The 22400-nt window shown below is 52.9% G+C and carries 24 protein-coding genes and 3 tRNA genes; 11 read left to right on the forward strand and 16 right to left on the reverse strand.

Annotation, left to right across the window (positions count from 1 at the left end; translation table 11 throughout):
- Nucleotides 1-3: 3 nt before the first annotated feature.
- From CMUST_RS11110 to CMUST_RS11125, 3 genes are all read left to right on the forward strand, one after another.
- Entirely contained in the window at nucleotides 4-933 is a 930-nt protein-coding gene (locus CMUST_RS11110) for an SURF1 family cytochrome oxidase biogenesis protein (RefSeq protein ID WP_047262581.1), read from the forward strand.
- A gap of 263 nt (nucleotides 934-1196) precedes the next feature.
- Nucleotides 1197-3437: a hypothetical protein gene (locus CMUST_RS16055; RefSeq protein WP_052844694.1), complete on the forward strand. Its 2241-nt coding sequence runs from the start codon at nucleotides 1197-1199 to the stop codon at nucleotides 3435-3437.
- 654 nt (nucleotides 3438-4091) lie between these two features.
- Nucleotides 4092-4586 carry a hypothetical protein gene (locus tag CMUST_RS11125; protein ID WP_047262583.1) on the forward strand — a complete coding sequence of 165 codons (495 nt, stop codon included), beginning with the start codon at nucleotides 4092-4094 and terminating at the stop codon, nucleotides 4584-4586.
- A gap of 28 nt (nucleotides 4587-4614) precedes the next feature.
- Here CMUST_RS11125 and cbiB read toward each other — a convergent pair whose 3' ends face one another.
- From cbiB to CMUST_RS11140, 3 genes are all read right to left on the reverse strand, one after another.
- Nucleotides 4615-5523 (reverse strand): adenosylcobinamide-phosphate synthase CbiB, encoded by a 909-nt coding sequence (gene cbiB / locus CMUST_RS11130; protein ID WP_047263588.1) that lies wholly within the window; start codon nucleotides 5521-5523, stop codon nucleotides 4615-4617.
- Between the two features lie 17 nt (nucleotides 5524-5540).
- Nucleotides 5541-5613 (reverse strand) — tRNA-Val (locus CMUST_RS11135).
- Between the two features lie 98 nt (nucleotides 5614-5711).
- The gene (locus CMUST_RS11140) at nucleotides 5712-6137 is read right to left on the reverse strand and encodes a DUF3052 domain-containing protein (protein WP_047262584.1); all 426 of its coding nucleotides are present in this window, start codon (nucleotides 6135-6137) and stop codon (nucleotides 5712-5714) included.
- A gap of 253 nt (nucleotides 6138-6390) precedes the next feature.
- On the opposite strand from CMUST_RS11140, the gene aceE reads away from it, so the two are divergent.
- Both aceE and CMUST_RS11150 read left to right on the forward strand, forming a co-directional pair.
- Nucleotides 6391-9126 carry a pyruvate dehydrogenase (acetyl-transferring), homodimeric type gene (gene aceE / locus CMUST_RS11145; RefSeq protein WP_047262585.1) on the forward strand — a complete coding sequence of 912 codons (2736 nt, stop codon included), beginning with the start codon at nucleotides 6391-6393 and terminating at the stop codon, nucleotides 9124-9126.
- Between the two features lie 204 nt (nucleotides 9127-9330).
- On the forward strand, nucleotides 9331-9777 hold the full coding sequence (locus tag CMUST_RS11150; RefSeq protein WP_047262586.1) for a hypothetical protein: 447 nt from the start codon (nucleotides 9331-9333) through the stop codon (nucleotides 9775-9777).
- Nucleotides 9778-9780: 3 nt separating this feature from the next.
- Here the strand turns inward: CMUST_RS11150 and CMUST_RS11155 are convergent, their stop codons facing one another.
- The 3 genes from CMUST_RS11155 to CMUST_RS11165 all read right to left on the reverse strand — a co-directional run bounded on the left by CMUST_RS11155 (nucleotide 9781) and on the right by CMUST_RS11165 (nucleotide 11532).
- Nucleotides 9781-10053 (reverse strand): hypothetical protein, encoded by a 273-nt coding sequence (locus CMUST_RS11155; RefSeq protein WP_047262587.1) that lies wholly within the window; start codon nucleotides 10051-10053, stop codon nucleotides 9781-9783.
- 5 nt (nucleotides 10054-10058) lie between these two features.
- A complete protein-coding gene (locus CMUST_RS11160; RefSeq protein ID WP_047262588.1) occupies nucleotides 10059-10271 on the reverse strand; it encodes a hypothetical protein in 213 nt (70 codons plus the stop codon).
- A gap of 313 nt (nucleotides 10272-10584) precedes the next feature.
- Nucleotides 10585-11532, reverse strand: a complete 948-nt coding sequence (locus tag CMUST_RS11165; protein WP_047262589.1) for an alpha/beta fold hydrolase — start codon at nucleotides 11530-11532, stop codon at nucleotides 10585-10587.
- 84 nt (nucleotides 11533-11616) lie between these two features.
- On the opposite strand from CMUST_RS11165, the gene CMUST_RS11170 reads away from it, so the two are divergent.
- A complete protein-coding gene (locus tag CMUST_RS11170) occupies nucleotides 11617-11916 on the forward strand; it encodes an acyl carrier protein (RefSeq protein ID WP_052844696.1) in 300 nt (99 codons plus the stop codon).
- Here the strand turns inward: CMUST_RS11170 and CMUST_RS11175 are convergent.
- The 4 genes from CMUST_RS11175 to CMUST_RS11190 all read right to left on the reverse strand — a co-directional run bounded on the left by CMUST_RS11175 (nucleotide 11905) and on the right by CMUST_RS11190 (nucleotide 14495).
- On the reverse strand, nucleotides 11905-12210 hold the full coding sequence (locus tag CMUST_RS11175) for a hypothetical protein (protein WP_052844699.1): 306 nt from the start codon (nucleotides 12208-12210) through the stop codon (nucleotides 11905-11907). The two genes, CMUST_RS11170 and CMUST_RS11175, sit on opposite strands and share 12 nt — an antisense overlap.
- A 197-nt stretch (nucleotides 12211-12407) precedes the next feature.
- A complete protein-coding gene (locus CMUST_RS11180; protein ID WP_047262590.1) occupies nucleotides 12408-13226 on the reverse strand; it encodes a serine hydrolase domain-containing protein in 819 nt (272 codons plus the stop codon).
- 1 nt (nucleotide 13227) lies between these two features.
- Nucleotides 13228-13977, reverse strand: a complete 750-nt coding sequence (locus tag CMUST_RS11185; RefSeq protein WP_047262591.1) for a trimeric intracellular cation channel family protein — start codon at nucleotides 13975-13977, stop codon at nucleotides 13228-13230.
- A gap of 107 nt (nucleotides 13978-14084) precedes the next feature.
- On the reverse strand, nucleotides 14085-14495 hold the full coding sequence (locus CMUST_RS11190; protein ID WP_047262592.1) for a VOC family protein: 411 nt from the start codon (nucleotides 14493-14495) through the stop codon (nucleotides 14085-14087).
- 194 nt (nucleotides 14496-14689) lie between these two features.
- Here CMUST_RS11190 and CMUST_RS11195 point away from each other — a divergent pair, with 194 nt between their 5' ends.
- Nucleotides 14690-14968, forward strand: coding sequence for a hypothetical protein (locus CMUST_RS11195; RefSeq protein ID WP_144414200.1), 279 nt, complete (start codon nucleotides 14690-14692; stop codon nucleotides 14966-14968).
- Here the strand turns inward: CMUST_RS11195 and CMUST_RS11200 are convergent.
- The 5 genes from CMUST_RS11200 to CMUST_RS11220 all read right to left on the reverse strand — a co-directional run bounded on the left by CMUST_RS11200 (nucleotide 14965) and on the right by CMUST_RS11220 (nucleotide 18423).
- Nucleotides 14965-16593 (reverse strand): ABC transporter ATP-binding protein, encoded by a 1629-nt coding sequence (locus tag CMUST_RS11200; RefSeq protein WP_236690107.1) that lies wholly within the window; start codon nucleotides 16591-16593, stop codon nucleotides 14965-14967. The two genes, CMUST_RS11195 and CMUST_RS11200, sit on opposite strands and share 4 nt — an antisense overlap.
- A gap of 111 nt (nucleotides 16594-16704) precedes the next feature.
- A complete protein-coding gene (locus CMUST_RS11205; RefSeq protein ID WP_144414201.1) occupies nucleotides 16705-16977 on the reverse strand; it encodes a hypothetical protein in 273 nt (90 codons plus the stop codon).
- Nucleotides 16978-17117: 140 nt separating this feature from the next.
- A complete protein-coding gene (locus tag CMUST_RS11210) occupies nucleotides 17118-17672 on the reverse strand; it encodes a hypothetical protein (protein WP_047262595.1) in 555 nt (184 codons plus the stop codon).
- Between the two features lie 5 nt (nucleotides 17673-17677).
- On the reverse strand, nucleotides 17678-18214 hold the full coding sequence (locus tag CMUST_RS16060) for an ImmA/IrrE family metallo-endopeptidase (protein WP_052844701.1): 537 nt from the start codon (nucleotides 18212-18214) through the stop codon (nucleotides 17678-17680).
- A 135-nt stretch (nucleotides 18215-18349) separates the two neighbouring features.
- A tRNA-Ile gene (locus CMUST_RS11220) sits at nucleotides 18350-18423 on the reverse strand.
- A 204-nt stretch (nucleotides 18424-18627) separates the two neighbouring features.
- Between CMUST_RS11220 and CMUST_RS11225 the strand changes: the two genes are divergently transcribed.
- From CMUST_RS11225 to CMUST_RS11240, 4 genes are all read left to right on the forward strand, one after another.
- A tRNA-Asn gene (locus CMUST_RS11225) sits at nucleotides 18628-18700 on the forward strand.
- 120 nt (nucleotides 18701-18820) lie between these two features.
- Nucleotides 18821-19069: a hypothetical protein gene (locus CMUST_RS11230; RefSeq protein WP_047263593.1), complete on the forward strand. Its 249-nt coding sequence runs from the start codon at nucleotides 18821-18823 to the stop codon at nucleotides 19067-19069.
- Between the two features lie 100 nt (nucleotides 19070-19169).
- A complete protein-coding gene (locus CMUST_RS11235; RefSeq protein ID WP_047262596.1) occupies nucleotides 19170-19730 on the forward strand; it encodes a hypothetical protein in 561 nt (186 codons plus the stop codon).
- Between the two features lie 398 nt (nucleotides 19731-20128).
- Nucleotides 20129-20308, forward strand: a complete 180-nt coding sequence (locus CMUST_RS11240) for a hypothetical protein (protein WP_047262597.1) — start codon at nucleotides 20129-20131, stop codon at nucleotides 20306-20308.
- Between the two features lie 16 nt (nucleotides 20309-20324).
- Here the strand turns inward: CMUST_RS11240 and dnaG are convergent, their stop codons facing one another.
- Nucleotides 20325-22223, reverse strand: a complete 1899-nt coding sequence (gene dnaG, locus CMUST_RS11245) for a DNA primase (protein WP_047262598.1) — start codon at nucleotides 22221-22223, stop codon at nucleotides 20325-20327.
- Nucleotides 22224-22400: the final 177 nt, after the last annotated feature.

Raw genomic sequence — 22400 nt, forward strand, 5'->3', positions numbered from 1 at the left:
CCCATGGCTGGCCCACAATCCGGGTGGAAAGTGTTTCTCAACCCCGGCTGGATCATCACCATTATCCTGGTGATCGCCTTCTCCTACTCTGCCTTCACCATTTTGTCCCCCTGGCAACTAAACAAAGACGCCCAAATCGTCGACCGCAACGAACACATTGAACAAGCCTTCAAAGTCGACCCGCAACCCTATTCAGCGGTATTCGATGCCCAGGGGAAAATCACGGACAACCAAGAATGGATGCGCGTTAACCTCAGCGGTCGTTACCTGCCTGAAAAGGAAGTAATCCTGAGGCTTCGGCCAGTCGAATCCACCCCGGCGGTGCACGCACTGACCCCGTTCCAACTCGACTCCGGGGAAACGATACTGATAAACCGTGGTTTCGAACCAGTCACCGCCGGGGTGGAGCCAACCATTCCACCTGCACCAAACGGTGTGGTCACGATCATCGCCCATGCGCGGGTATCGGAACCAACCCCGCAGAACCCACCGACCACCGCCGACCCCATCCAGGTTTATGGCATCAACACTCAACAAATAGGTGAGCTGACCGGGCTGAAACTCGCGCAAGATTACGCCCAGCTTTCCGACGACCAACCAGGGCTGCTTAATTACATCCCCATCCCGAAACTCGACCGAGGCAATCACCTCTCCTATGGGTTCCAGTGGATAGCGTTTGGAATTATGGCACCGCTGGGGTTGGGGTATTTCATTTGGTCAGAGGCGAAGGAACGCCGCCGCGCCAAGCGGGAAGAAGCCGAGATGGCCGCAACCACCAGTACATCCGGCGCAGGCCCCGATCCCAACACCCCGGAACCCGAACTACCCGATTCCCCCGCCACACCAGCCAAAGAAACGGAACCGCAGCCAACTACCCGCTCCAGATCCCGCTACGGCAACCAGCACCCGAATCATTACCGCAGACGCCCATAAACACCGATCAGCCGCACCGACTTCACACACCGAATCGGTGCGGTTTTACACTTCACGCCCGCCGATGAGGTCTTCGGCTCACCTCCTTGAACTTGTATGAGCTGCATAAGTTTTTGTTTTTCGATGTCTCACGGTCAGCGGTTGTATTCATTGGTCGGGTTAGTTTCCCCTTATGTGGGGGTAGGGGTTGTTGTGCACGGTGTGGTGGTTCTTATAGCTTGGTTGCTATTGATCGTTGTTTATGTGACATGAGGGAGTTGGGTGTGCCTGCTGTTTTGTTGCCGGATTTTAGTGTGTTTGATCGTCCTCGGTTTTATATCGGTGGTGATGAGCAGGCGGTGATCTCCTGTGCGCAGCAGTGGCTGGATTTTGCTGATGACTGTTCCCGGGGCGCTGGATTGTTGGTGGGGGCGCAACCATATGGGTTTGTCGGTAGCGAAGGTGAGGCGTTTAACCAACATGTTGGCGAAGCGGTGCCGTCGCAGTTACAGGTTGCCTCCAGCGTAGGTGAGCAGGTGTATGCCGGGATTCGTACCTATGCGGCTGGTTTGGGGGATGCTAAAACGAAGATGGATGCGCAGCGGTTTACCGGCATGGGGTGCCATACGGCGGTGAATACGGCAGCTGAGGCGGTCAATGCTGCTGAAGCACACCTTGCGCTTGCGATATCAACAGGTAATGCTGCAGCTATTAGTGTGGCGCAGGCGAATCTTAAGATGTGCGAAGTAGCCTACACCCAAGCGGTAGCCGAGTGGGAAGCATGCCTTACAGGTGCCGATACCATCAAAGCAGAGTTACTGGAAGTAACCACCCGGGCTGCTGGGCAGGTGACCAGTGTGGTCAAAGCTAGCACCGAGGGGGCGGTGGCGTGTGTGGATCCTTCTGGGCTGTCGCCGTATTTCCAGGTGGTTGTGTGGGAATTAGAGGCACTGGCCGACACAGCAGATCAGGTAGCAGAGCTGGTGGCATCGGGGATGAATCAGATTACCCCGCTGGTGGGTGCGGATGAGATTTCCGGCGATGTTATCACCCAAGCGGTGGACGATACCCGGTCAACGTGGAAGTACGCGGCAGCGAAACTGATGGAAGATATCGAACGTATCGGCCGGCAGGCGGTGATGTTTGCGAGGTTGTATGCCGAGCATGACCAGTATGCAACATCACTGTTTGATCCGATCACAACCATGATGCGGGGAATGTTTCGCAGTATCCTTGACCACCCGGCTGATAAGGTGCAACCGGAGTACTTTGACCCGGATAGGTTATCTGCTGGTTCTGATTCTTATGTGGATGCCGGCAACCGGAGTATTTTCGATCCAACCCTCGGCAGGGTGGTGCCTATGGCTCAGGTGATAACGGATATGCGGATGCTGCGCCCGGGGGTTCAAGGGCCGGTTGATCCGAAAACCCTTCGGCGGAACACAACCAGGAAAACCAACACCGAGGCATACCTCATGGCTAACGGGCAACTACCGTTACCAGACGGGGTGACATCCACGTTGATCCGCCCACCGGCTACTGGTTCTGGTGGGGTTGATGCTGTGGTGCGGCAATCGCATGCCAGCCCATTAGGAAACCCGTACGGGTTTGATAATAACGGTATGCCGTATACTCCTGGGCGTGCATTTGGTACCTATGACCCATCGCACCGGACTGGTGATGGCACACTCATTTTCGATACCCCTGATGGTGGGCATGAAAAGATCTTTCCCCGTCCGCCGCATGGGTCAACCCTGCAGCCGTATCAAAGTTATCAGCGGTGGGATCCGGTAACGAATACCACCACGCAGCAGATTACATATTCTAACGGGATGGTGGTGGAAAATACCTACACTGGTAGACAAGCATCGTTTACCACACCACATGCCCCATACCGGGTAACGAATATGCTCCAACCACAAACCCCACTGGCATCCACCTGGCAAGACGTGTCAAGCGGTAGTCTTAATGTGCAAGAAACACCCCTGAGCCCAGTGATGTCCTATCATCTATCAGAGCCAACTATCACCAAAGAACCCCTTCTTATTCCTCGCGATATAGAAACAGCATGGAACCAAGGAGTCAACCCAGCAGCAACAGCAGCAGGCGGCGCATCAGGAGGCCTAGACGCTATCCAAAAAATCGACAACCTCTACGCCCCTGAACCTTCCGGTATTGCAGCAGCACAACACATCGACGAAGTAGCACACTTCATCAAACCACTCGGGATGGTAGGCCATGTTGGAAACGCAGTCAGTTTTTATAATAGCTACGAGGATGCCAAAGCTACAGATCAACTTACCCCACTGATAGAAGCAGGCGGATCAATAGCAGGAGGTAGCTTGGGCGGAATGGCTGGCGGCGCCTTAGCAGGATCAGTCGTAGCAGGTCCTATCGGTGCGATAGTTGGTGGCGCAGTCGGCGGCATTGCAGGCTCAGAGCTAGGCAAAAAACTCGGACACGAAATCGGCGAAGCAATTGAGGATACTGCTGTTGGAGAATTTGCAACTGAACATCTACTTTAAAAGTCAATGAAAGATAAAGCCGGGGTTTAATTCAATATTGCCCACTTTGATGGAGGGAAATAGAAACGATAGATGGGCGCTTTCAACTATACTGCCTTAGTTTTTTTTCTGGGTTTTTTGCCTGCACTTTTTTATATTTTTACATTTTCCGATCAAAAAAAGCTGCAATTAAAATCCAACCATTTTGGAGGATGGTATTTCCTCTTTGAATTTTCTTTGTACTTTATTTCTGGCCTTTTCCCAGCTTTGTTGATCGATGCGTTTTTCTTCTCCACCTCCATGTCTCCGATACGGAGACTCACGTTTTCCCTATCCGCATTTATTATAATTTACCTGTCTTTTACCTTATCTACATGGATTCGATTATCCGGATTTCATTACAAAACCCGTTTGCGCGATTTTCGGCCTTTTATGCGTGAAATTATGGGTAAAAACCCTTACCCAGATTCTGCTGTAGCTTCGGAAGTAGCGGAAACAAATTCCACGTGGCTATTTAAGGGCTGCGCGACATTGTTCTTTGCAATACCGGTCACGATAGTCGTGTTAATCCTCGTGCTGAGACACCTTTAGACTGAGGTTTTCTCACCGAATAATTGTTTAGTTATTTAGCCAACCGAAGTTAAAACTAATTTCAACGCTTTTAATCAAAAATATATGAGTATCCTTTCCCCAGAAGTGATTTTTATTTTCCTTGGTTTCGTTCCATCATTCATATACATCATTCGCCATGTCCACCATAGGGAACATGAATTAAAAAGAAATCCTTTTGGCGGTTGGTATTTCATTTTTGAACTGATGTTATCTTTTATGGTGGGATTAATTCCCGCATCGTTATTGAGTTTAATTTTCTACTACGAGTATTGGATCCACAAGGGTGATATACCTTTTTTGATAAAGCTAGTTGTCTTTGTGACCCTAATGCTTTTCCTAGGGGATTGGTTCAGATTCAGTGGATATACGCTCCCATTTGGAAAAGGATCGTTCGTGCCTTTTATTCGGGAAAATTTAGGTAAAAAACCGTATCCGGAAACTGATGAAGATGGAACCGAAAAAGTGCGGTTAAGTCCGCTTTTTATGGGGTGCGGAATCTCGTTTATTAGTGCGTTGTCCATAATAATTTTCCTGTTATTAGTATGGGCACATTCGTGAGGATTAACCAGCAAGATGGCCCAGCGTCTTAACGCAAGCGCCGACGTACAAAACCAGCGCCTATCACCCCGGCGGCAACGATAAGCTGCGTGGTGCGCGATAGCCGGACGGCGTCGTGGATCGTCGAAAAGCTAGGGCGCGGGCCTTGCCCTAATACCGGGCGCTGTTCTATTCCGTGCGCGTAAACCGTAGGCCCGCCTAATTGCACCCCAAGGGCTGCGGCGGCGGTCGCTTCCACCGGGCCGGCATTCGGACTTGGATGGTGCGGCGCATCTTCAACCCATGCGCGAATGGCCGCGCGGAACCGGCCTTTCGTTGCAGCGATCGCTACGTGAGTGACAGCGGTTATCCGGGCGGGCACAAACGCCAACACGTCATCGAGTGTGGCCGCAGCCCAGCCGAACTGGGCGTATGTGTCATTGCGGTAGCCAACCATCGCATCCAGTGTGTTTACCGCCCGGTGAAGGACTACTCCCGGCGCACCGAGGCTTGCCCACACCAGCGGTGCAATCGCCGCATCGGAGGTGTTCTCCGCCAGGGATTCCACTGCCGCCCGGGCCATCCCGGTGTCGTCTAATAGCTGGGGGTCACGCGAGCATAGCCACGGCACTAGCGCCCGCGCAGCTTCTTTGTCGCCGCGTTCCAAGGCTAACGCCATTGTGTTGCCGATTCGTTCCAGTGTCGTTCCGCCCAACGCCCAATACAGCGCCACTGCAGTCGATGCTTGCGGCCACCGCCGGTGCGCAACGATCGACGCAGCTACAGGTGGTATGACGCAGCCTGCAACGTAGATAATCCCGGCGCGCCGGTTTGGTTGGTACAAATGAGTTTCCAGCCAGCTGGCGTATCTGCCAAACAGTGCGACTGGGTGCCATTTCCCCCCAGGGTCCCCCAAAACCCTATCGGCGGCTATGCCTAGGAAAATTCCTAACGACATAGCCGCCAACCTTTCTGTGCGCCCTGACGGGCTCGAACCGCCGACCTGCTGGGTGTAAACCAGCTGCTCTCCCAGCTGAGCTAAAGGCGCATGTGATGCTTAACTGCATCGCTGGTAGATAGTAACAGCAAAATCAAGCAACACACAAAACGTATGGTCAAGGCGATTTTTGCCGCCTTTCAGTCGCGTTACTTGTTTCCGCGTGGAACCAGGCAGCTGCCTTGCCAATCGCCTAAGCGTTCTGCCTTGGTTTGCACCATTCCGGCCAGTTGAGCGGATTCGGCAATCTCACCTGGTGCTAGGGCATTGGGTTTTCCGGCGCCTGGGGTGAGTAACCAAACCACGCCGTTGTCAGCAAGTGGGCGAACGGCGTCTACGAGGCCGTCTACGAGGTCCCCATCGTCAGCCCGCCACCAGAGCAGGACTACGTCGCAAATCTCGTCGGTGTCTTCGTCGAGAAGTTCCGACCCGATGATGTCTTCGATTGCTTCGCTTAACGACGAATCGCAGTCATCATCCCAACCAACTTCTTGAACCGAAATTCCGTCCTTGATGCCTAACCTAGCGGCGAGGGCGGACACGGTGTTCTTCTCCTTAGAATCTTGAACGTTCATCAACGGCTAAGAATACAGGCAATTGGGAAGTTTCTCTCGTATAACACTAAAGATTCTTCTCACATTTTCCCCTATTTTCCCAGTTAACACCTCAAACCTCGGTATTAGGAACCTGGCATTTATATGCGTAAAGAGCGAAAAAGGACCGGCACAACGTAGAGTAGAGGGGTATTGCCACATGAATAGCGCCACAAATGTGTATCACGTGGTTTTTCACCTAATAAAAATCAACTTACCCCTTTGGAGGTGTGGAATGGCAGACCCGAACTTCGGGAAGCCCATCGAGGACACGAACTTTGCGCTCATCCGCGATGGAGTCGCGTCCTATCTCAACGACGCTGATCCGGAAGAAACCCGCGAGTGGATGGATTCCCTTGATGGGTTATTGGAGCAGTCCAGCCCAGATCGCGCCCGTTACCTCATGCTCCGCTTGCTGGAGCGCGCATCGGCGAAGCGGGTTCCGCTGCCGCCTATGACGTCCACCGATTACGTCAACACTATCCCCACCACAATGGAGCCGGAATTTCCTGGTGACGAGGAAATTGAGAAGCGTTACCGCCGGTGGATTCGGTGGAATGCCGCTATCATGGTGCACCGTGCTCAGCGGCCTGGCATTGGTGTTGGTGGACACATCTCCACCTACGCTGGTGCTGCGCCATTATATGAAGTTGGTTTCAACCACTTCTTCCGGGGCAAGAATCATCCTGGCGGCGGCGACCATATTTTCTTCCAAGGCCATGCCTCACCTGGCGTGTACGCGCGGGCGTTCATGGAAGGTCGGCTAACTGAGGACGATCTTGATGGTTTCCGTCAGGAAGTCTCCCGCCCACAAGGTGGTTTGCCTTCTTATCCTCACCCGCACGGACAGCCAGATTTTTGGGAGTTCCCAACCGTGTCCATGGGTCTGGGCCCAATGGATGCTATCTACCAGGCACGGTTTAACCGCTACCTACACAACCGTGGTATCAAAGACACCTCCGATCAGCATGTGTGGGCGTTCTTAGGTGACGGCGAGATGGATGAGCCAGAATCGCGAGGCTTGATCCAGATGGCTGCGTTGAACAACCTGGATAACCTCACCTTCGTTATCAACTGTAACTTGCAGCGCCTCGATGGCCCGGTTCGCGGTAACACTAAGATTATTCAAGAATTGGAGTCCTTCTTCCGAGGTGCAGGCTGGTCTGTAATCAAGGTTGTTTGGGGCCGTGAATGGGATCAGTTATTTGAAGCCGATAAGGACGGCGCACTGGTTCACCTTATGAATACCACCCCTGATGGTGATTTCCAGACTTTCAAGGCCAACGACGGTGCATACGTTCGCGAACACTTCTTCAACCGCGATCCACGCACTGCAAAGCTTGTCGAAGATTGGACCGATGAGGAGATCTGGAAGCTGCCACGTGGTGGTCACGACTATCGCAAGATTTACGCTGCCTACAAGCGTGCGCTGGAGATCAAGGATCGTCCGACCGTCATCCTTGCCCACACCATTAAGGGCTACGGTCTCGGCCATAACTTCGAGGGTCGCAACGCAACCCACCAGATGAAGAAGCTCACTCTGGAAGATTTGAAGAAGTTCCGTGATAAGCAGGGCATTCCGATTTCCGATGAAGAATTGGAGAAGGATCCATACCTGCCGCCCTACTACCACCCAGGTGAGGACTCCCCCGAGATCAAGTATCTCCAGGAGCGTCGACGTGAACTCGGTGGCTATGTTCCTGAGCGTCGGGAAAGCTACACCCCCATTGAGGTTCCTGGTATCGACAAGCTACGGAGCCTGCGCAAGGGTTCCGGCAAGCAGGAAGTCGCTACCACCATGGCTGTGGTGCGTGGTTTCAAGGAACTCATGCGCGACAAGGAGCTGGGCAAGCGGTTCGTACCGATCATCCCCGACGAAGCCCGTACCTTCGGTATGGACTCGTGGTTCCCAACCATGGGTATTTACAACCCGCACGGCCAGAACTACGTGCCGGTGGACCACGACTTGATGCTGTCCTACAAGGAGGCTGTCGACGGCCAGATCATGCACGAAGGTATCAACGAGGCGGGTTCCACCGCAGCGTTCATCGCCGCAGGTACGTCGTATGCCACCCACGGCGAGCCGATGATTCCGCTCTACATCTTCTATTCAATGTTCGGTTTCCAACGCACCGGGGATTCCTTCTGGGCTGCCGCCGATCAGATGGCACGTGGTTTCATTCTGGGTGCCACCGCTGGCCGCACCACCTTGACCGGTGAAGGCCTCCAGCACATGGACGGCCATTCGCAAATCTTGGCGTCGACCAACCCTGCGGTTGTGTCCTACGATCCAGCATTCGCATACGAGATTGCGCACTTATTGCATGAAGGCATCGACCGGATGTATGGTCCAGGCCGTGGCGAGAACGTCATGTACTACCTGACCATTTACAACGAGCCGATCTCGCAGCCAGCGGAGCCAGAAGACCTCGATGTTGCGGGTCTGCACAAGGGTATTTACCTCTATGAGAAGGCTGAAGGTGGCACGCACGAAGTTTCGTTGCTGGCATCCGGTATCGGAATGCAGCAGGCACTGCGCGCCAAGCAGATGCTTGCCGACGAGTACAACGTCGCCGCAAACATCTTCTCCGTCACATCGTGGGTTGAGCTGGCTCGGGAGGGCCAAGCCAAAGCGAAGGAACAACTGCGCCATCCGGAGCGTGACGTTGAGGAAGCATTCGCCACCACCCAGCTGAAGAAGGCATCCGGCCCATACATCGCGGTTTCTGACTTTGCTACCGATTTGCAGGAGCAAATCCGGGCTTTCGTTCCTGGCGATTACACTACTTTGGGTGCAGATGGGTTCGGTTTCTCCGACACCCGGCCAGCCGCCCGCCGTTTCTTCAACATCGATGCGGAATCCGTCGTTGTCGCCGCACTTAGCGCTCTTGCACGGGAAGGTAAGATCGATCGTTCCGTCGCAGCCGAAGCTGCACAGAAATACAATCTGACCGATCCAACCAAGGCCTAACGCTTAGCGCCATACAAGGTGGGATAATCAGGAAACTGGTTGTCCCACCTTTTTGCTTGTCGACGCCACACCGTCACCGCGAAAAACCGCTATCATTAAGGTTGTAATGCCGCCCGTTACGACGGGATAGGAAGACCACTTTGGAACCCCAGCCGGACGACTGGACCCAAGGTGGTCGCTTTAATTGTCGTTCTAGGAGAAGCCATGGATCATCCGCACTCCCCCGATACGATTGTCGCGGAAGAATACGATTTCAACCGACTCATCAGTCGCCACTGTGCGAATAACGGTTCGGAACGTAATTTTTTGGTGTCGTTTTGGCAGCAGCGGGTTGATCCAACAGACGAATTCGATGAACTTTATTGGCATGAAACCGGCTATATCTTGCGCGGCGTAACAGATGCCCTTACGGCTATCGCCTGGGAAAAAGAACACGCCGCCGGACGGCATTCAGCCACTTTCGCACTTATACCGGCAGATCCTTATCCGCTAATCGATGACGAAACGTTAGAAGCGTCGACAAGCGACACCCCGCCACAACGTGACCAGGCGATCCACATACACGGCACAATTCCCGACGGGCGAATCCTCAACGATTCTAATTTCTTCGAATTTTGTATGTATGCAGATCCGAAAGTCTTGGAGCAGTAAAAGCTAACGGTCTTCTAACCGGCACTCCCCCGCAACAAGCATATGCTTGTGAACTGGGCAGAAACACGACTCATACCAGCCGTAGTGCGGATCATTGTCGACCGTAAACTTAAGGCTTCCGGCCACTCGTTTTCCGGCCGAAAAATCTTTCTCCAAAGACCCGAAAACGGAACCGTGGGCAGGCCAATCCGCTTGGTAAGGCCCGTCTGAAAAGCTGTTTCCTGCTTGCAATTCTGCGTTAAGCACCCGCTGTAGTTCCGGGCAAAACTGAGCCATGGTGGCTAGTCCTTGTCTTGTTCGTCCCCATACAAACGCTGTACCGCGTTTGTGAGTTTGTCGATGTCGTTTCTCATCTCAGCAAAGAGTTCTTCATCATCGTCCCACGCTTCCACGAAGGACCTGTGGTATTCGTGGTTCGGGTCGATAGTGTCTTCCAAAATCTCGATGATGCGCCGCGATAGCCGCTCGTGCTCATCTGCTAACGGATCGGGCATGATGTAGAAATTGTCGAAGAAACTTAACAGGTGGGCGACTGCGCGAATGATTACGATATCTTCTTCGTTATCGCTGTTAAATTCGTCGACAAGCGTGATTATTCCATCAAAATCTGGGTTCTCCTAGAACCCCGCAAACCAGTCCGCAGCAGAGTCATTCTCGTAGTATTTATAGCCCCATGCGCCCATTGTTTCCCTTAGCACTATGGAAATATTCAAACATATGTCTTAATTGTAGTACTGAGTGTGATTGCAAGGTGCTAGTTTGAAAGAAAATAGTCCACACCCGTATGCTGGACTGAATATCGGCAGCTTAACCGAAGAATTCCGGGTCAAGCATGAGTCGATTGATTGCAGTAGTGACCACCTTGTGGCTTTCCAGTGGCAGCATGTGCCCCGCGCCGGGAACTATTGTTAATTTCGCATTAGGCCAGTTGGAGCTAATAAATTCTGCTTGTTCGACCGGCGTAAAGAGGTCTTTGTCACCGACGATGATTTCACCGTTGATCCCGCGAAGGAATTCCAAGGCTTCAGTTTCGTCGTGAACCTCTAGATCATCGAGGAAACCAATGATCGACGTCAGTGGCGTATTATTGATCAGCTTCATGTGCAGATCCATCATTGCCCGATCGGCCTTGTCGGAGAAGGCGGAAGCCTTAACCACTGGAGCCACTATGTCCATCAGTTTGGCGCGGAAGTCTTCACTTTCTTCTGGGGCTGCTTCGGCGGCGTCCCGGATGGAATCAACAAGCGGTAGTTTTAATAACTGGGCCATGCCGTCAGTGGCAAATGGCTGGGCGGAAGTGGCGACCAGCACCACCCCTTTGCAGCTCACGCGAACCTGCGGGTAACGGCGCAGTAGGTTAAGAACAACCATTCCACCGAGAGAATGCCCGACAAGAATAACCGGACCGGTGATATTAGCGTCGTCAAGCACCGCCATTACATCGTCGGCGGCACCGTCGATCGTGCAGTCCTCAACGGGGCATGTGTAGCTTTTCCCATGACCGCGTAAGTCCATGGCGATGCAGCGCGCTTGCTCCGCGACCGTTGCGATTTGCAAGTGCCATGAGGAGGCCGCGAGCGTGTAACCATGAACGAAAACCACGGTTGCTAGCGCATCATCTTCGCCTTCCGTGTAGTAACGCAAGCCCCCGACGCGGCTACCTTGGCTAAATTGGGCGGGTTTGAATTCTTGATCGCGGGTATTTCGCGCAATCCGCCATGCCCGATACTTTTTGGCTACTTGACGCAACACCATGTAACACAGCGTACCCCTCCCGGTGGGTGCTGTGAAAAATCGGCTGGCTGTGCCGTAAAGTGACACTGAGGAAAGGAATAACCAGTGCCATCACTTCAAGAGCAACTCGCCGCGTTGCAATCCCAGCCTGAAAACGCGCAGGAGGATAGGTCCCTTGCTACGCAACTTCGCGGGTTAGTAGCCAAAGTCACTGGTGGTGACGCCGAAAGCATCACCACCGAGTCGTCGCTTGTCGACGACCTCCACGTCTCCTCCCTAGACTTCATTGAAATTGCGGTTCGATGTGAACAGCAATTCGGAGCAAAAGCCGAGGAGGAAGCCTATCGCAACATGCGCACCTTTGGCGACCTGCTGAATTATTGCACGCCGGAATTAACCAACTAATTCCAACCGAGCTTCGAAACCGTGCTCACCGGCCATCATGCCGAGCACGTCTTCAAAAGCGTTGAGCTCCCGACCGGTGCCGCTGAGCACCTGCCGACAATCCACCGCCCCCACCTTGGCACCAGAGCGTTGCCATTTGGTGTACCAGCTGGCTTCAAGAACATCCACTCCAGGTGTCGTGCACATGGGTTCGGATGTAAGGACATCGACCATAGCCTGTTCCACACGTGCTCGGCATACCCGCGGCATACCTTGGACGTGCATGACGGCAATGCGTTGCACTTCTTTTTCCACTGTAATTACCGTTTTCTTCGCTTAGACGAGACGGAAAATAATCCGCCAAGACGAGGTTCGTCTTCCCCAACGGCCTTGTCTGAAAATGGTGCTATCCGAAGAATGTAGAATGTCACAGTTTTATAAACGCGATTCAACAGCACCATTAACAGACCATCAACTCTCAACTAGTACTTTAACCCCCATTCCTTCAAGTTTTAGTTGAGAGTTTCCCCAGCCCACACAGCGTCGTTAAGCTCCTGCCACAGTGGCTTCGCCCAGTCGCCAAATGCCCGGTCAGTGAGCACAACCATGCCGCGTCGCGAAGCTCGATGCAACCATAAAAACGTGCCCGACTGCCCGAAATGCCCCACCACATCTTCCGGCATCGTTACCCCCGTCCAGTGCGGCGATTTCGTTCCACGAAGTTCGAAACCTAAACCCCACGGGCACGGCTTTTGCATGCCATACCCCGGAACGATACCCGCAAGACCTGAGAAATGGTCACGACACGCCAACGCCACGGTTTCGGGGGAAAGCAACGTCGGCTCCACTACCTCATCCGCAAACGCAACGAGATCCGCAACAGTCGAACGCGCCTCATGCCCAGGCGATCCCCACAATGTCGTAGCTGTCATTCCCAGCGGCTGAAAAACCGCCTCCGCAAGATACTCGCTAAAAGGCATCTGCGCCTCATCTGCCACTTTCTCCGCCAAAATCTCGAAACCATAGGACGAGTACACCCGACGCGTTGCCAGTTCCCGAATCGGATCTCCCTTTTTAAAGCCAACTCCGCCCGCATGTGCCAAAAGGTGGGCGACGGTGGCGCCATTGTCCGCCACCGGTTGGTCAAGCTCGAAAACACCCTCCTCAACGGCGATGAGGAAACCGTAAGCCGCTAGAAGTTTCGTCACAGACGCCAGCTCATATACTCGGTGAATGTCTCCGAAAGTTTCCCCTGCCTGCGGCCCACCAATGACCGCTGCGGAAACATTATCAACTGGCCAAGATTCCAAACCCGCACTCATGGTCTTCATGCTACGGGTTTTCACATTCACCTTCGAGCGGCGCGGCCGATTTTCGCCCCAACTTCCACCCCTTTGTCTCGGAACGACCAATCAATTCCCGCACCTGGTGAGCGGTCATATTCACCGGCGCCCACTCCCCACTGCGAAAAAGCACCCAGCCTTTCCAATAGGACAGGATGGCTAGGCCTGCCCCCAGGATCGGCGCAACCATCATGCCCGCCGCATCCAGCTCCCACCAGTGAAACAACACCATCGTTACTGCGCTCACCGTGGCAGGAACCGCATACAGGGTGCCGCCACCGAAAATGCTAGGAATCTGTCCTGTGACAACATCGCGGATCATGCCGCCCCCGACAGCCGTTAAGACTCCCATGAATACGGCTGAGATCACCGGCATGTCGAAGGTTAGTGCCTTCACACAACCGGTTACCGCCCATACCCCCAATATGATCGCGTCGCCGTGCACTTTAAACAGCTCCCAGGCGCGACCTTTTAAATGGGTAATCAACGCGATGAACGCGCCGAAACACGCCAAAAGTAGATATGTTGGGTCGGCGATGGCGGCCGCTGTGCCTTTTTGCATCAACACGTCCCGCAGCATGCCTCCGCCGAGCGCGGAGAATAACGCCAGGAACACGAAGCCAACGAAATCAAAGTTGCGTTGGCGGGCGATCGTGCCACCGATGATGCCGTTAAGCACCACCCCGATCAGGTCGAAGGTTTGGTACAAGTTCCAAATCAAAGGATCAACATCAGCCACGAAAGGCCATACTAGAGCGAAACCCTAAACAACTCTAAAACCCCACCAACAATGCACTACCCGAACTGTTGGGTTTTTGAATCTACTTTTCGACGCCCTTCTTAGGGTCAAATCGTTATTTCAATCAGAATATCCTCAATTACACGCACACTACTTTCGTAATAACCGTCCCCGGTTGTACGTGGCCCGCTCAACACTTCATAGCCATCGGTGTGTAGCCGCTGAGTCAATTTATCCACGGCTTCTTTGCTGCCGACGCTGATTGCCATGTGATGATACCCCAGGCGATCGCCACCGTTAGTGGTTTCTGTAACGTCCGGCCGCTGCATCAACTCAAGTCGGGCATTACTAGGGGTGCTGTTTTCTCCCTGCGCATCATCGAAGCTAAGGAAATAGGAACGAAAATTGGTCACAGGGTTGTGGTACATGTCGTTTGTCCTAGCCCCGAAGTACGTGACGAAGAACTCACGCACCGCTTCTAGATCAGAAACATACACTGCTAGATGTTCGATTTTCATGGTTTCTCCTTGTTCATCGTTATGCCCGGTATATTCCTCGCGGGCTTGCGGTCGCCTCATTCTATTCTTGCGAAATAACGCCGCGGGGTCGGTGACGGTGGTAGGAATAAGTCCGCGTCACTACCCTGGGTGTTAACCTCCCATTTACGCCAGCGGCTTGACGAATGGCCGTGAGAATATTAGTCGAGGTCGCCATGACTACTAACAGGATTCTGTTCTACTTAGGGATTATTGCCACGGTGTTTGCGGCGGTGATTGCCTACGTGGCCGATAATTACGTGGCCGCGACGGCAATTTTGTTCGGCTTATTGTGTTTCCTCATCTCTGAGGTAACCGCAAAAACCCCGCATGTGGACTTCGGCGGCGAAACCATCAATGTGGCCGAGGTTAAACGGTATCGGCGCGCACACCCCAACGCTTCGCTTTTCGACGCCATCCAGGCCGTCGCCGACCAAAAGCAGCAACAGGACTAACTGTCATCGGGTGTTGGTACGATGCGCCCGTCGGCGATGGACAGGCTGCGATCAGCGAGCCGGGCAACCTGTCGATCGTGGGTGGAATAAACTACGGTGGCAGGTATATCCATTAGCAATGACATCACCGTGATTGCGGTATTGGTATCCAACGCTGAGGTTGGCTCATCAACCACAATGATGGGTGCTTTTTGAATAATCGCCCGGATTATAGCGATCCGCTGGCGCTCCCCACCGGATACCCCGCTATTGGCGGCCCCGACCTCCCGCCGCAATCCGGACTGACTCGCAAAATCGAATAAGCCACACTGCCGCAGCAACTCAATTAGTTCAGAATCGGTTGGTGGCTCCGCAACTCCAAGTAAGAGGTTTTCTTTTAGGGTTCCGGGCAAAAGATTCGGTTCTTGTTCCACGTAGGCCACGGTGCCGCGCAAGTCAAACAGTGACTGGTCTGCGATGGTGGCGCCGTCGACAAGTATGGTGCCGGAGGTAGGTTGATAGAACCTAAGCGGCAAGGACAACATCGTGCTTTTGCCGGACCCGGATGGCCCCATTAATGCGACTTTCTCCCCGGCACGCACATCAAGGTTTGTGTCGCTCAGCACCTGCGCATCGCGGAAACCGTAGCTAACGCTGCGAAATTCAAACGGAAACGCCGCAGCTATCGGCGCTTTGTGCTTGTCGACGCTTCCGCGCGTCGGCTCGATATCCTCAATGGGCAAGGTGAAAAGCTCTTTAATCCGCACCATCGCCCCTTTCGCCTCAAAGAACGACGAAAACGCGACTGACACCTGCCCGATCGGAGCCATGACGACAAATAGCGCGGTGGCGAACACCACCAATTGTTCCGTGGAAATCGCCCCACGTGATACCCGTATTGCGTCCACCACAAGCACCACGATTAGGGCAACATACCCGGTCAGAGTACTCAACGGCATGAGTATCGCCTCAACGACATTCATCTTCTTGCGCGCCTGGTAGCAACTGGTGATTTCCTGGTCGAGCAACCCCACGACGGTGCGTTCCGCCCGCAGCGATTTAATAGTGCGAATCACGCTCAACGAGTTTTGAAAGATCTCGCCTAACCGGGACAGATGGTCTTGGACGGTTTGGGATAAGCTACCGATCCGGCTTGACGCCGCGGCGATAATCCCGATTGATAGCCCCACGACGACAACTACCACGAGCAACAGCACCATATCGACAACAGCGCCGATCACTATCGTTATGCCACCGATTGTGTCAACCAATGCGGAGGAAAACGCGGTGCTCACGATGGTCGTGTCACTTGTAATCCGGGTAACGAAACCACCAGCGCCGCGTTTTTCGTATTCAGCGACGGTCAGCGCCATCAAGTGACGACTGAGCTTCCGGCGCAATTCTCGCACAGCTTTATCCGCCGCCAACGACGAAACAAACATTGTGAGCCCGCTGAGTATTGCGCCCCCGACCAGCACACCGAGCAGCGTTATCAGCGGTGCTGTGATCTCACCGCTACCAGCGGCGGTCAGAAGCATCCCGACATAAGCAGGTTGCAAAAGCGTGACAGCTGTCGTCAACAGCGAAAATACAACCGCAAGTGCAATGAGCTTGCGGTTGGTTTTAATAAGAAATGCGAAATTCAAACGTTCCTCCCATCGGAGTTAGAGTGAATGAGGCACTGGCACCCGGTTGGCGTTTTGGTTAGTCGTGCGCGGCAAGAATCGGCTGCACCCGAAACCCTCCGTGGAATCGCGTTAGCGTGGTTTCTTCGGGATTGCCAAGCCGACGGCCATTCCGATGCTTAATCCGATTGACATGGACATTAGGCTCCACATGGACGCACCGGGGTTCCCGCCAGGTAACACGAACACCATCACAGCAGTACCAATGAGCATGCCGAGTAACATTCCTTCGCCCATGTAGGTACCGTTCGATTCTTTCTCCCCCGCACCAGTAGCTTCGGACAGAGAAGCATCGGTTTGCGCAGTTACATCACGAACATCACGGTTGTCAGCTTCGTTATTCATTTCGCTTTCCGTTTCACCTCGAATCACAGGTCGTGGCTGCCAGGCTACCAAAGCCTTACTGATCTGTCTGAAGCAGCACTGTTACTGAATCGAAGAAAAATTAGTTAGGATACCCGTGGCTGCACCAAAAGCCCCTAGTCTCAAACGATTTCGGAATTATCTCCGCCCTCTTTAGCTAGGTGATCAGAATGTTTCAGTTCCCTCAACGAACCACCATCTGGGAATAAATACCGTGCGACGATAGCAGCCAACCCCACGATCTGGACTACTACCGCAGTAAAATACGCCACAACCATAGGTGATTCAGCTGTGCCTTTGCAAACCAACGCAATCATCGTTCCATTTGCAACCACAAGCGAAAAAGCACAGCTGAAGATAATTGCCCAGAAAAATACCCAACGTTGCTCATTATCAGCTTTTTTACGGTTTAATTCTTCTTGTGCTTGCGCCTCAATATATCGACGTGTTTTAGACGCCTCTTCAGAAATGCTAACGTCTTCCGTTGCGATTTCTTCAAAAACTCTATTCTCCGCAGTTGTCCCGTTACGCCCAGCGTCACGGACAGATTCGTTGAGGCGCCGTTTCAGTTCTTTAACCGAATCAACGTCGGAAACCTTTATTTGTAGCTCTGCGTCCTCAGCAATTCCATGCGCAACGGGGTTTTCTTCGCAATAACGCTCGCTAGGAGTGTTCAATTAAGCTACACACCCGCCAGTTCTTCCGGCTCGTGAACTTGTAGTCGACGAAATCTCTTTTCCACCGCAGATAATGAAACACCGAATTTATTCGCAACCGCGTATTTGCCATCTTCAAAGTACGCCGTCAAAAATGGAAGCGCTGGCATCAGGAGCTCACATGCAAACTCATCAGCGAAAAACTCGTGAAGACCGTCTCGTTCTTGGCGATCCGAACGTTGATCCCGGTAATCCATAAAAGAATACTCTGGATCGTCATCATAGACGACGCGCCGGTCAACAAGGTGCCCGATTTCATGCGCCAATGTAAACCGCTGCCGAGTCAAGGTGTCATTGGAGTTGATGAATATATTGGCAAATGCATCGCTAGGCTCGCGAATGATAAATCCAGCGAGATTCTTCTCAAGATTTGCAAAATAGACTTCCGCGCCAAGCTCAAGAGCTATCTTTTCCAAATCTGCTGTTCCACTCCGACCCACCTCGAAGCCACGCCGAATTTCCTTTGCTTCCCGACGGGCTCGTTGATAAATCATTTCCGCCATTTGATACACCTCCTTGCTGATGCCCCTGAGTGTACCGAGCACACCTGACATAAATCCATGTTTAGGTAAGGAGACTTGGCATTTTGACGTAAAAACCTCAACTCGCCCAAGTTGGCAGGTTGAGGTTTTTGTAAGTGGGGCCACCGGGGCTCGAACCCGGGACCAACGGATTATGAGTCCGTAGCTCTAACCGACTGAGCTATAGCCCCACGCGCTTCTAGCGCACGCTTAGGAAGTATAGCCATGTCGGTGCAGAAAAAACCAGCCGAGGGCCCACCCCATTCCCCCGCGATGGAAAATTCGTTAAAGAAAATGCTCCCTGCCTGCTAATTTGCTTAGTTTCTTAGGGTGGATGTATAGTTTTCAACGTTGCCAGGAAGCAAAGCACGTTAAGGCTTCATGGTGATGGTTATTCCCCCATAGCTCAATTGGCAGAGCATTCGACTGTTAATCGAAGGGTTACTGGTTCGAGTCCAGTTGGGGGAGCTTTTCATTTTAGGCCACCATAATCGGTGGTCTTTTTCGTTGTTTGCGGTGGTTTTTGTGGGTAAGGTTGGAATCCTCACCCTAAAAGTTATTTTTAAAGAAAGTGTGTCAACTTTTATTATGATTCAGTTCGTTATTGGTGCCGCCGCAGGATATGTTTTTGGAACCAAAGCTGGGCGCAAACGGTACGAACAAATAAAAAAGGGGTATCAAGCCGCCGTGCAGTCCCCTGTAACGAAGCAGGTTCTCACCACTACCCGCCGGGTCATTGCCAACAAAATTGACCCACAGCCCCGAATGAAGGAAGTAAAAAACGTAAAGAAGTCTCGTTCTGAAGACATCACAATTTTCGAACCCGATTCAGATTAAAACCGGCTTTAGGCGGTTTTGTACCGCAATTATATTGATTCTTCCCATATAATCGCTGGGACTAGGTTCTCCCCTTCCACTTGAAAGGTTGCTGGAATACATGATTCGCAACTTCCACCGTTCCATTCTCTCTGCCGCAAGCATCGCGGTTGTCGGTATTGGGTTAGCTGCTTGTTCACCACCAAATGAAGTCGATTCTGACGTTAAGGTAGATACTGCTTCTTCGGTAGCCGCACCTGTATCTTCTGCCGCCAGCAGCTCCGCAGCACCGTCGAGCGTCGCAAAGCCTGCGGCAGCACCAGTGGAGGTAAAGGTTTCTAAAACTGAAAATGTTATGGAAGGCGAAGCGCTGACCATTAACATTGCAGGTTTGAATACAGCTAGCGGTTACTACGCTGCCATTTGTGCAGCCGAGAACCCGGCTGGCCCACCTGCCTGCACCGGCACTCTAACCGACCCCAGTACCGCAGCATGGATTAACAACAAGGGCACTGGCACAGTCGCGCTTAACGACGACGGCACCGCAGTCGTTGAGCTTACCGCAACTGCCATAGGTGATGGTCTAGATTGCTCCACCGATAAGTGCGTTGTCAAGGTCTTTGGCGATCACTCCGAAGGTTTCCGCGATGTTGCAGCTGTTCCGGTAACCTTTGCTTCCTAAATCCGACATATTACAAAGCCGGTAGGTGAGTATTAGCTCCCCTGCTGGCTCTTTTCTTTGCCCTCATCGCCGCAGTTTGCTGCGCGGCATGCAGGTCTCGAATAGGAATACCTGGCAGATACGCATTTTCTGGACAATCAACTGCCTATTGGTGCTGAAATTATAGGAACGGGGCATCATTAAATCTCCCACAATGCGGGTCGCTCGTGCAGTTTTACGGCCAACTCGACCTTTCCATGGTTCGACGGGCAGTTTCGTGGCTTGGGCTTAAGAAAAGTCGAGTTGGTCTTGCCACACAAGCTGACTGCTATTTATCACGCCTCGTCATGTGTTTTCTTAGGTATGCTTGGGGTAGCTAGCACAGCTTGAGGTAATGATCAGATACTGAGGAGGCAACAATGAAGGATCATAAAGGCAACAGCACTGTTGTGACGTGGATTCTAGTTGCGCTTCTAGCTGCGATCTTCATCGGCAACGTGCTGATCAATGATGCTCATCAATCAACTTTTATTAGCTGCTCAATGATTGCCGCTCTCGCCGCGTTGGCATTTGTAGGCTTTCGGCAACACGGAAGTTAAATTAATGCCCGCGAGGTCACTTAAACGCCCGCTCTAAAAGTTCCCGGCGCGCTTGTTCCAAGGCAATGAGGTCTGTGAACATGGCGTTGTACGCCTGTTCGTCTTCGCTTGGGCGCATGCGTTGCAGTTTGCTTTTCAGCAAGGCGATTTGATTACCCACTCGTTGTTCATGTAGCCGAGACAGGGTGCGGTCGGTGTGCTGCATGAGGTTATCGGAGTCAGATTGGATGGGTTCGACGATCAATTCCGAGACAAGGGAACGGCCAATAATGTCGTCGATTTCCGAGGCAACGTGTGCCACCCACTCCTGTTGATTATCAGCTGCGGCGCAACCGCCAGCTTTGGCGATGGCTTGGCGGACCACACGATAGGTCTCGAAGCTGAATGCATCGTCAGGGAGCCCGTCGAAATACGCACCAGCAGCGTGAGGGAATTGCAGGGCAAGTTTGAGGCTTTCACGTTCCGGCCACAGTCGAGGGTCGCGGCGGTTGGGCTGCGGCAGCATTGCTTGGGTGGGGGCTTGATTATTCACAGTGGCGGTATCGAAACGTTTGGCGCGGCGTGGTTCTTGGTTGCGTTTGGGTTTGCGCGCCTCTTCCCGCACTCGTTGTAAAACATCAGCTTCGTTGTGCCATCCGACCCAGCCGCAGAGCTGCCGTGCATATTCGGTTTGTAGTGCTTTGTCATGAATGTCCGCGACAATAGGGATTGTGCGGCGCAGGGCTTGAAGGCGGCCTTCAACGGAGTCGAGTGGGTAGTCCGCGATGATAGTGCGGATGATGAATTCAAACATGGGTACCCGGGTTGCCACGAGGTCGCGCACCGCGGTGTCGCCTTTTTTCAGGCGGAGGTCGCAGGGGTCCATGCCTTGTGGGGCGACCGCGACGAAGGACTGGCCGGTGAATTTTTGGTCTCCTTCGAATGCCCGCATGGCGGCTTTCTGTCCGGCTTCGTCGCCGTCAAAGGTGTAGATGAGTTCACCTCTAAAGTAATTGTCGTCAAGCATGAGGCGCCGGATCATTTGGAGGTGCTCGTCACCAAAGGCGGTGCCGCAGGATGCAACGGCAGTGGTGATTCCGGCAGCATGCATGGCCATGACATCGGTATAGCCTTCCACCACTACACATTGGTGGCGGGTGGCAATGTCTTTTTTCGCCATGTCTAATCCAAAAAGAACTTTGGATTTTTTATATAGCAATGTTTCTGGGGTATTCATGTATTTGCCCAGGTTGTCGTCGTCGAAAAGCTTGCGGGCACCGAACCCGATAACGTCGCCGGAGGTGTTTTTAATCGGCCATAACAATCGGCGATGGAATCGATCAATCGGACCGCGTTTTCCCATGGTGGAAAGCCCAGCCGCTTCTAGTTCCTTGAAGCTAAAGCGTTTAAGCAAGTGTTTGGTCAGAGTATCCCAGCCTTCTGGTGCGTATCCGCATTCGAATGCGTATATGTGTTCTTTGGAAAAACCACGATCAAGTAGAAATTGCCGGGCTACTGCGGCCCGCGGGGTTTCTAATTGCTCCCGGTAGAACTGGTGGGCTGCCCGATTTGCCTCGATGAGACGTTTACGGGTGCCTGGTTCGACGGCTGGGGCACCGGTACTGCCGCCTTGGTAGTTAATCCGGTAGTGAATGCGCTCAGCAACCGCCTCGACTGCTTCGGGAAAGCTTAGATGTTCTACCTCCATGAGGAAGGTAAAAACATCCCCGCCTTTGCCTGTGGAAAAGCAGTGGAAGTAGCCGTGGTTGGGTCGGACGTGAAACGACGGGGTTTTTTCGTCCTTGAAGGGGCTCAATCCTTTGAGGGAGTCCGCGCCAGCGGGTTTCAGCTGGACATATTCCGACACGATGTCTTCGATCGCCACTTGTTCACGAATCGCTTGGATATCAGAATCGGGAATGCGTCCTTTTGCCATGCTGTATAGATTACCCGCTGTGTCTAACTGAACGATTTTTTAAAATGCTTTTCGACGCCCCACCGACGCCATTTCCGCAGGCAAAAGCCCTGTTTTCAGTAGATATACAGCTGTAGCGCACGAACACCACAAGGATTTTTTACTCGGATGTAACCTCGTGTTAACCCCGCCGGGCCA

It is taken from the genome of Corynebacterium mustelae (assembly GCF_001020985.1).
In the GTDB taxonomy this organism is placed as follows: Bacteria; Actinomycetota; Actinomycetes; order Mycobacteriales; family Mycobacteriaceae; genus Corynebacterium; species Corynebacterium mustelae.